The sequence below is a fragment of the Bradyrhizobium retamae genome (assembly GCF_001440415.1).
In the GTDB taxonomy this organism is placed as follows: domain Bacteria; phylum Pseudomonadota; class Alphaproteobacteria; order Rhizobiales; family Xanthobacteraceae; genus Bradyrhizobium; species Bradyrhizobium retamae.
This window is the reverse complement of the sequence record NZ_LLYA01000018.1, coordinates 1-7,930: the sequence shown is the minus strand read 5'-3', so window position 1 is coordinate 7,930 and position 7,930 is coordinate 1. Positions and strand designations below refer to the sequence as shown.

8 protein-coding genes and 1 pseudogene are annotated in these 7,930 nt (G+C 58.0%); 4 read left to right on the top strand and 5 right to left on the bottom strand.

Annotated elements, in window-relative coordinates:
• Positions 1-885: 885 nt before the first annotated feature.
• Positions 886-2,205, bottom strand: a complete 1,320-nt coding sequence (locus CQ13_RS04990; protein WP_082637321.1) for a serine hydrolase — start codon at positions 2,203-2,205, stop codon at positions 886-888.
• 273 nt (positions 2,206-2,478) lie between these two features.
• Here CQ13_RS04990 and CQ13_RS04985 point away from each other — a divergent pair, with 273 nt between their 5' ends.
• Positions 2,479-2,838, top strand: a complete 360-nt coding sequence (locus CQ13_RS04985) for a YciI family protein (RefSeq protein WP_197427244.1) — start codon at positions 2,479-2,481, stop codon at positions 2,836-2,838.
• 423 nt (positions 2,839-3,261) lie between these two features.
• On the opposite strand, the pseudogene CQ13_RS04980 reads toward CQ13_RS04985, so the two are convergent.
• The 3 genes and pseudogenes from CQ13_RS04980 to CQ13_RS04970 form a co-directional block, all read right to left on the bottom strand.
• Positions 3,262-4,292, bottom strand: a pseudogene (locus tag CQ13_RS04980) (IS110 family RNA-guided transposase).
• A 157-nt stretch (positions 4,293-4,449) separates the two neighbouring features.
• Positions 4,450-4,839: a cupin domain-containing protein gene (locus CQ13_RS04975; RefSeq protein WP_057841905.1), complete on the bottom strand. Its 390-nt coding sequence runs from the start codon at positions 4,837-4,839 to the stop codon at positions 4,450-4,452.
• Between the two features lie 290 nt (positions 4,840-5,129).
• Positions 5,130-5,774, bottom strand: coding sequence for a hypothetical protein (locus CQ13_RS04970; RefSeq protein WP_057841904.1), 645 nt, complete (start codon positions 5,772-5,774; stop codon positions 5,130-5,132).
• Positions 5,775-5,993: 219 nt separating this feature from the next.
• On the opposite strand from CQ13_RS04970, the gene CQ13_RS04965 reads away from it, so the two are divergent.
• Entirely contained in the window at positions 5,994-6,206 is a 213-nt protein-coding gene (locus CQ13_RS04965; RefSeq protein ID WP_057841903.1) for a hypothetical protein, read from the top strand.
• Between the two features lie 172 nt (positions 6,207-6,378).
• Here the strand turns inward: CQ13_RS04965 and CQ13_RS04960 are convergent, their stop codons facing one another.
• A complete protein-coding gene (locus CQ13_RS04960; protein ID WP_057841902.1) occupies positions 6,379-6,789 on the bottom strand; it encodes a GrlR family regulatory protein in 411 nt (136 codons plus the stop codon).
• Between the two features lie 163 nt (positions 6,790-6,952).
• On the opposite strand from CQ13_RS04960, the gene CQ13_RS42510 reads away from it, so the two are divergent.
• Entirely contained in the window at positions 6,953-7,198 is a 246-nt protein-coding gene (locus CQ13_RS42510) for a hypothetical protein (protein WP_156433506.1), read from the top strand.
• A gap of 234 nt (positions 7,199-7,432) precedes the next feature.
• The coding region (locus CQ13_RS04950; RefSeq protein ID WP_430649652.1) for a PDC sensor domain-containing protein at positions 7,433-7,930 on the top strand (498 nt) is incomplete at its 3' end.

Here is a 7,930-nt window from a genome sequence, read left to right as displayed (position 1 = left end):
CTGTGGGAGCTATCGATGACGTAACAACACCCTTACCCGCCGAGGTCTGCGAGAGGATGAGACGACGATGGAGGATCGGTCTTCCCGGCGCATGCGAACACTGGTGACCCAAATGGCCCATTCGAGGCCTGTCCGCTAATCAGCTCGCATGCGCGCTGATATCCATGATGGCCCGGAGCAGTGCGCTCCAAGCAGAGGCCGGATACATTGATGCAAGACCGCATCTGCCAGGTTGACGAAACCTCTTGTAACGCGCGGCCGGACCATACAGGGTCAAAAGCGCCATTTTGAAAGCCGGCCAGTTACTTCCGTTTTACTGCGATAAGCCGACCATTCCAGAGCCATGTTGGACGTCGCGTCAGGGCCAATTGCAGACAGGGAGCTGATGTCCGAAGACCTAAGGATCAGCGCTAAAGGGGATGCCGACACCCAATCAAGTTGGTGGCTTTCGGGAGTAAGTCTTTGGGTCAAAGAATGCGGCGAGGCCGGCGACGAGTGCAATGGCCGCGAGGAATAGGACAGTGAAAGGATCAATCAATAGATACAAGACTGCCGCTATTGCTACCAACACCAGAGCGGGACCGATGAGCACAGGGTGCGTCTTAAGCCAATTCATCACCTTCGGCATAACTGGCGCGCCTCGTTAACACTACAGCGACAAATACCTAAGCATTCTTTCGCTCTGATAAAGGACAGAGTTCAAATCATATCGATTATCCGGCGATGTCCGGTTCGGGTCAAAAGCGCCGATTAGAGCATCTCCCGGCCTCTTCCGGTGTTCACCGATAAGCAGACCATTTCAAAACTATGCCGAACTTCGCATTAGGGCCAAAAGCAGAAGTGATCCGACCTAGGCAGGCAACGTCGAGCGATACTGACTTTATGCTATTCAATCCGGTCGGCGATCTGATCGCAGCTATTTTGATGCAGAATTAATCGGGCTGCACGACCACCCGCATCAGGTTCGAATGTGATCTGCGCACCAACGGCCTTGTAAAAGAAGTGCCACTCCGACGCAGGAAATGCGCGTAATGCTTGCTGGCCCGTCAGTTGGACATACAGTCGATCAGCGGTAGACGTCACCTGAAATACATGGTTAGGGCCTAGCCGGTACCTACCTAGGAGACGCGCAAACTGGCTTGGGTCGACGTCAGCTTCCTTGCGATACCAATGCATGCCCCATCGCGGGTCGAGCACGTGCACAGCCAGATCTGCAATAGCGGGTATGCCTGAGTTGCTCAGGCAAACTATCCCACGTTTCCATTCGGGAATGCATCCTACAAACGATGAAAATCCACCCGTGCCGCCTGCATGCGAAATGGAAGTTGGTCCGTCGTAATGAGGCGTCGGTAGTAAACCCAGTCCACCTTGGGAGAGAGGTTTGACTAGCGGGCTAATCATTGACCCGATGGAGGTTTGTTCAGGATCACACAGTGCGTCCATGAACAGCAACAGATCGGACAGATTTGAGCGCAATCCCCCCGCTCCGGCTAGTACGTCGAGATTCCAATTTGGCACTGGGTCGAGATTATCGTCGTGTCCGGTCGCGACGCTTCCCAAGAACCCTGGCGGTATCCTTACGAAAGTGTCGTCCATCCGTAGCGGTGCGAGAATGCGAGAGCGAACTAAACTCTCATAATCTGCGCACCCTGCACGAAGGACGAGCGCGTGCCCGAGCAATCCCACGCCAAGGTTTGAGTATTCGAAGGTATCCCCCGGCGTCCGTACTAATTCGTACGTTTCGAGAAACTGGTAAAGCTCGTTTTCGGTATAGTCGGCGTAAGGGTCCTTTGGGTCCTTCGGCGCAAAATTTGTCGGCAGCCTGGGAAGACCAGAATAATGGGAGGCCAAATCGCGAAGCGTAATCGCTCTTCCGTTGCGAACTGGAACGCGGGTGCCCGCTGGAAGGAGGTCCACCACAGGCTCTTCCAGCTTTACTTCACCCCGGTTCACCATGTCAGACAACAAGAGAGCGGTGAATAGCTTGGTCACCGATCCAATCTCAAAAATGGTTCTCTCGTTTATGACTTTACCGGTACTTATGTCGCAGCGGCCATAAGGCACTATAGTATGATTTTTGGCTTCCGTGGTGCCCACGATCATGCCGAGGCTTAATTGGCGGTCATCCACGCGATCAATGAGAATACGGCGGATAAACTCTTCCGAAGGAAGAGGTGGGCATGCAGCAGAACTAAGGAAATTCATCGACTGGCAGTCCGTAAACAGGGAGATTACCTAATACACCTATACGTTGCACGCTCAATGTTCAACCGACGAGTGGCAAGCGGAGGAGGTGACTTCCGTTTCGGGTCAGCAGGCGAAGAACTCAACCTGAGCAAATCTGGCCCGCTATGCCCCACTGAGCAGACCTCAATGAGAGCTGCGGCCACTTCGCTGATGGGCCATAAGCGGAATACGCCAAACACCAATGATCTGGGGTAGTATGTTCTCCTTGGCCGCAGATAATAGGAAGGTCACATGACGCACTACATTATCTACTTCAACCAGCAATGGGTCGGTGATCACTCCGAAGAGTGGTTTCAGTCTCGCGGACCGTTGGCTAGGGCAGTCGTGGCCGAGATGAAGGAAGCGGGCGTGCTCATCTTCGCCGCGGGAGTAGATGAAGATCTGAGCAAGGCTTTTAGTGCTAATAACGTCAGCGGCGAACTGCAGTTTAGCGAAGGTCGGTATTCCAACGCCCCGGAGTATCTCGGTGGCTTCACGGTCGTTGATGTCTCCGAGCAAGAGTCGGCGAGTTTTGGGCCGGCAAGCTCGCTATCGCTTGTGGCTGGCCGCAAGAGGTCCGGCCACTCCATGTGTGACGGCTGCAGGATGTGAGTCCGAACCTACGCTGAGGTCGATGGCGGAACGTCTCGCGTCGTTCATGATGACTGGCTTGGATCACAAGCGGCGGTAGAGGCGAGCATGGACCTGCGTCCGGTCTGCCCCTGCCAGCCGACATGACAAAGGCTTGTGCGGTGTTCGGCTTAGGGCCATGTGTGGACGGCTCCTGGTTGGCAAGAAGAATCTTCACATTGCAGATTGGTCGGAGCAGCCATGTGTTCGGCCTGTTTTGCGCGGTTCACATAACCGCTGGCCATAATGCCCTCCGCGGATCAGATCCCGATCAAAAGCACGCATTCAAAGATGCCGTGGCCCTAGTGGGTTGTCCTGATCGCCGAATCGACCGGCACTGCATTACGTGCTGTTCGTCCTCCCAACCGTTACATCACGCCGGGGATGTCCAGCGCGCGATCTCGTTTACGCCATGAGCGCGACGGGTTCCTTGTAGCATTCGTTCCTAGCCATCATCGCCCAGGCCATCCTGGCGAGCTTGTTGGCGAGCGCGATGGCGGCGACCTTGGTCGGTCGCCGCGCCAGCAGTCCCGTAAGCCACGGCCGATGCCGGTGCCATGGATCTTGGCATAGCGGATCACGGCGAGTGCGCCAGCCGTGAACAGGCTGCGCAAATACCGATCGCCTTGCTTGCTGATGCTGCCCAGCCTGTCCTTGCCCCCGCTCGAGTTCTGCTTCGGCACGAGCCCAACCCAGGCCGAGAAATCCCGCGCCGATCGAAAAGCCTTGGGATCCACTATGCTCGCGACCAGCGCTTTCGCCAGCGCAGGCCCAACGCCGGGGATCGCATCCAGCCGCTTGCTCGTCGCATTTGATCGATGCCAGTCGATGATGCGGCGGTCGAACTCCAGGATCTGAGCCTTCAGCGCTCGCAACTGACCGCCGAGCGCCGCAAGACAGGCACGGGCCACCTCGGGGAGCCGGCGGTCGGCTGTATTGGCGACGACTTCCAGAAGTTGCTCGACACCTCTGCGCCCGACGGGGGCGATGATCCCGAACCCGGCAAGATAGGCGCGGATTGAGTTAATGACAGCCGTCTGCTGGCGGATGAAGAGATGGCGCGCTCGATGAAGCATCAGGCAGCTCTGCTGCTCGACCGTTTTGGTCGGCACAAACCGCATGCTGGGTCTCGTGACTGCTTCGCAAATTGCCTCCGCGTCTGTGGCATCGTTCTTCTGCCGCTTGACGTAGGGCTTCACATAAGCCGGAGGCATCAATCGCACCGTATGCCCCAACATCTGCAGCTCCCGGGACCAATAGTGCGATGACGCGCAAGCCTCGATTCCCACCAGGCAGGGCGGCAATCTCTCAAAGAACGACAGCACGAAACGGCGCTTTAGCTGGCGGCGGATCACCACCTGTCCAGCAGCATCGGTGCCGTGAACCTGAAAAACCGACTTGGCGATGTCCAGTCCGATTGTCGTGATCGTTTGCATGGGCAGCTCCTCCAGATGGTGGGAGCCCTAGCAGCTCCCAAATCCGTGGCACTTGCGTGCCGGATGGAGGAGCCGTCCACAGCATCACAAGCGGACCCATGCATCGCAGCATCAGGCAGGGCCTTTCAGTCAGTTTCGTGTACTTGGGTTGTGACAGTCACTGTGCGGGCACGAGCGCCGGGGCGCCCTTGTCCTTGATCAAGAGCACCAGGAATTTCGCCGGCTGGGTGCCGCTTGCGTTCCGGTCGACGACATGAACATCATCAGGGCCTTCATAGAAGGCCTGTCCTGGTGTCAGTGTCACCTGTTGTCCACCCTTCAGCTGCATCACGACGGAGCCCTCCAGCACGTAAACAAACGCATGTGCATTGTGTCGGTGGATAGCGCTCGACCCGCCGGGCGCATGCTCGACTGTGATCATCAGAGCTTCCCTGCCGGGATTCTCCGGAAAATCCTTAGACATGAGTGACGTGACCTTAGGCTCCTGAGCCACCGCCGTACCGACCATGAGGCACAGAAGAACCAACGCAACGAGTTTGGTCGTCATAGTCGCCTCTTTCGTTCGTTGCCCGGGACCCGCTCGTGACAGACCGGGCGTACCTCCGATGCGGGATCAGGCTGCTGCCTGTGAGCGGCGGTGCCATTCCTCGAAACCGATGCGGCCGAGGCGCGCCTCGCCCAACGGCACGAGCGAGTGCTCGTCAACCCGGCCGCCCCAGTATCGGGCCTCGAACGGCCGCCTTGATCTCATCCTCGGTGGGTTCGCGCCCCAGGCGGGTGCGAAGTTTCGCTATCGTCTCGGCGCGCGTTTCAGCTATCCGTTAGCTCCCCATCTCATTAGGCCGCGAGTTGTTTCATCACGCTCGATGCTTCCAGCCAATTTACCCACCGCTGCAGAAAATCGAGGAAGTGGCTCTCCCGAATACGCAGGCAATTGAGGGCCACGGGCGTCTCGTCGCCACGTTCAGCATACTTTCCGCTGATGAAGCAGAACATTTCGACAGGTCCGCCATGGTACGATGAATGGCCGTATCCATTCAAATATGCGATGCCGCCATGAGCCAAGGCATTCCTGAGACAGCTGCACCACCGCGTCGTTTCCAAGGCGGCAGCCCGCACAAACGCCTCGTCCGACCCCAATGCCGTACAAAGCTCGGTGGGCATTTCGTTCGCGATGTTGATGTCTGCAGGCCACTCCGTGAAGCTCCATTGGCCGGGTGCAAAGAATGGCGCTCGGCGAAATCGACCTCCTCCAAGCTCTTTCTTCACGGCATCGCTGAGCGTCGGGTTTAACCGCCGGTCGTCGGCATAGCCTTCACGTTCCTTCTTTTGAAGCTGACGCTCAATCCGTTCGATCGGCAAAGTCAGCATTGGCCCGGCCATCGAAAGAAGAAAGGTGCTGGTCAAGCCGCCCAATGCGCGGTCCGTTGGACCTGTGAAGACGTTTGCGGCGGCCGGCAAGAGTTCGTTGATAAGTGTCATACAGCGACGAGGAAGCTCGAGGCTGAAGTGAGCGGGAATTCCCAATGTATCTGGCCTTTCCGGAGACTTGCGGATCTTCGATCTGATAAATGGCGTGCCCGCCGCATGGCAAGACGATTTTGTTCGGTGCGTACCCGTCGACCTGCAATATTTGCCCCGGCTTGACGGCGGCAGCCGGCATGTACTGAAATCCATTGCTGTTGGGTTTGAGGGTATTTCATGGACCAGGTATTTTTCAAACAGCAGGCGCTGTGCGCCCGCGATTTGGCCGAGAAGGCCGATCCGTTCACCAGGAAGCGGCTCCTGGATCTTGCCGACAAATACGACGCCAAGACGGGAGGCCCCTCCAAGGCCTCGCCGATCATTGAACGTCCGCTGCCGCTTCCGAACACCAGTGTCGCGCGCAGCGACGGCCGATCGGGCGAGGCATGAGGCGTCCAAAGCCAGACGACGCGCCGAGCGAGATCAAGTGCGATGCCTGCGATGGCAGGGGAAACCTGCCGGCGAAAGAGGTTGCCCCGGGGCGGAGAATCTATGCCGGCACGTGCCGGAAGTGCGCCGGCAAGGGGCGACTGACCAAGCCAAGGTGAGTTAGCTGGAGAGTTCAGCGGCCGCGCGGGCGCAGAGGTAATCTCGGCAGCTTGTCAGCATCGAATGCGGTCGGCATCCGCCGCGTCTCGGTTGGTGGCGGCGGGTCCTGGCTGAGGATGAGGGTTGCCTCGAAGACCATACCCGGTACTTCGTCGACCGTTCCTGAGCAGGTGGCAATCGTGCCTTGCGATGTCCCGGTCAGCCTTAGTTCGACTTCATCGATCCCGATCACGGACGGCTGGCCTGCCGCATGCCTTCTGGTGGTGAGCGTGGCGACAAATCGATCGCCATCGACTTCGTAGGTGCCGCCATAGCTGATGACCGTGTCGCCCCCCGATATCCTTCCGTCGCGAAGATTGGCCAAGCCAGTGCCTTGGCCCCGCGGCGTCTTGAACCAAGCGGAGTAGGTGCCGTCCTTGAGCATGGGAGAAAATCTCTAACCCTGATTGCATCAGGTCGACGACGTTGCCGGCGGCGGGCTTTTCCTTTGGCGTGACCGGCTTGCCGGGTCGCCAGCGTCGGGCGCCGCCATGGTGAACGTCGGCGCGACCCTGGATTCGGGCGCGCGCAGAGCAGGGAGGACGAAAATGCCGGCATTGGATCTCGTTGGCCTGCGACTCGCCAGCGGACTCACCCTCGACCAGATCCGGGCGCGGTTGCCGGGGGACATTGCGGATCACATCGGTCCGCTGATGCAGTCGACTGCAGGCGAACGGATTCTCTCTGCGCTCGAGATCCCGGCCGACGTGCGCACCCGGATCGGCGACATCCTCTTGGGCGAGATCGTCTGTACGGGAGAAAGAACTTTATTGTCACCGAAAATGGCTCGCTAAAGTGCTTTTGAAAGAACTTTGCTGTTTGAGCCTATTTCAAGTCGCCTGCATACATTAGGGTTTTTCCTCCTGGACAAAAGGACTCTATTGTCCAATGACACGGGAACGCGAACGGCGTATTTGAATCGATTATGATCAATCCGGCTTGACCGCCGGAAGCGCAAGTTCCCTTCGCCGCTCCGCTTTATTCCTCGCATGACTTTGCGTTAAGCTCGCCACGAAGCCGGAGCGAGCGTGCAGACCGCGCAACCTAATTCGCTGAGACTGCTGCAATGGATGATGGTCGCCTCATTGGCGCTTCCGTTGGCGCTGTTTGTATTTGCATCGGCCGTCTCCTGGGTCTCGATCCGCGAAACGGCCGACCGTGAAATCGAGCGCACGCTGGATGTCGCGCACGAGCATGCGCTGAAAGTATTCGAGACCATCGACCGCAGCCTGTCGGAGATCGCCGAGATCATCCGCGACCTTCCCGACGCTGAAATCGTTGCCCGCGAACAAGCGCTGCATTTGCGGCTGAAGCAGTTGGTCGCCTCCCTGCCGCAGGTGAAGTCGGTCTGGATCTTCGACGCCAAGGGCCACGCGCTCGTCAATAGCATCGTCGTCCCGGCACCCGAAATCGATTTTTCCGACCGGGACTATTTCAAGGCTCACGTCGCCGGCGATATCGGAACCCATATTAGGGTCTGTTGGGATTCAGGATTCTCATCCGGGCTTGGTTGTGATTCAAGCTAT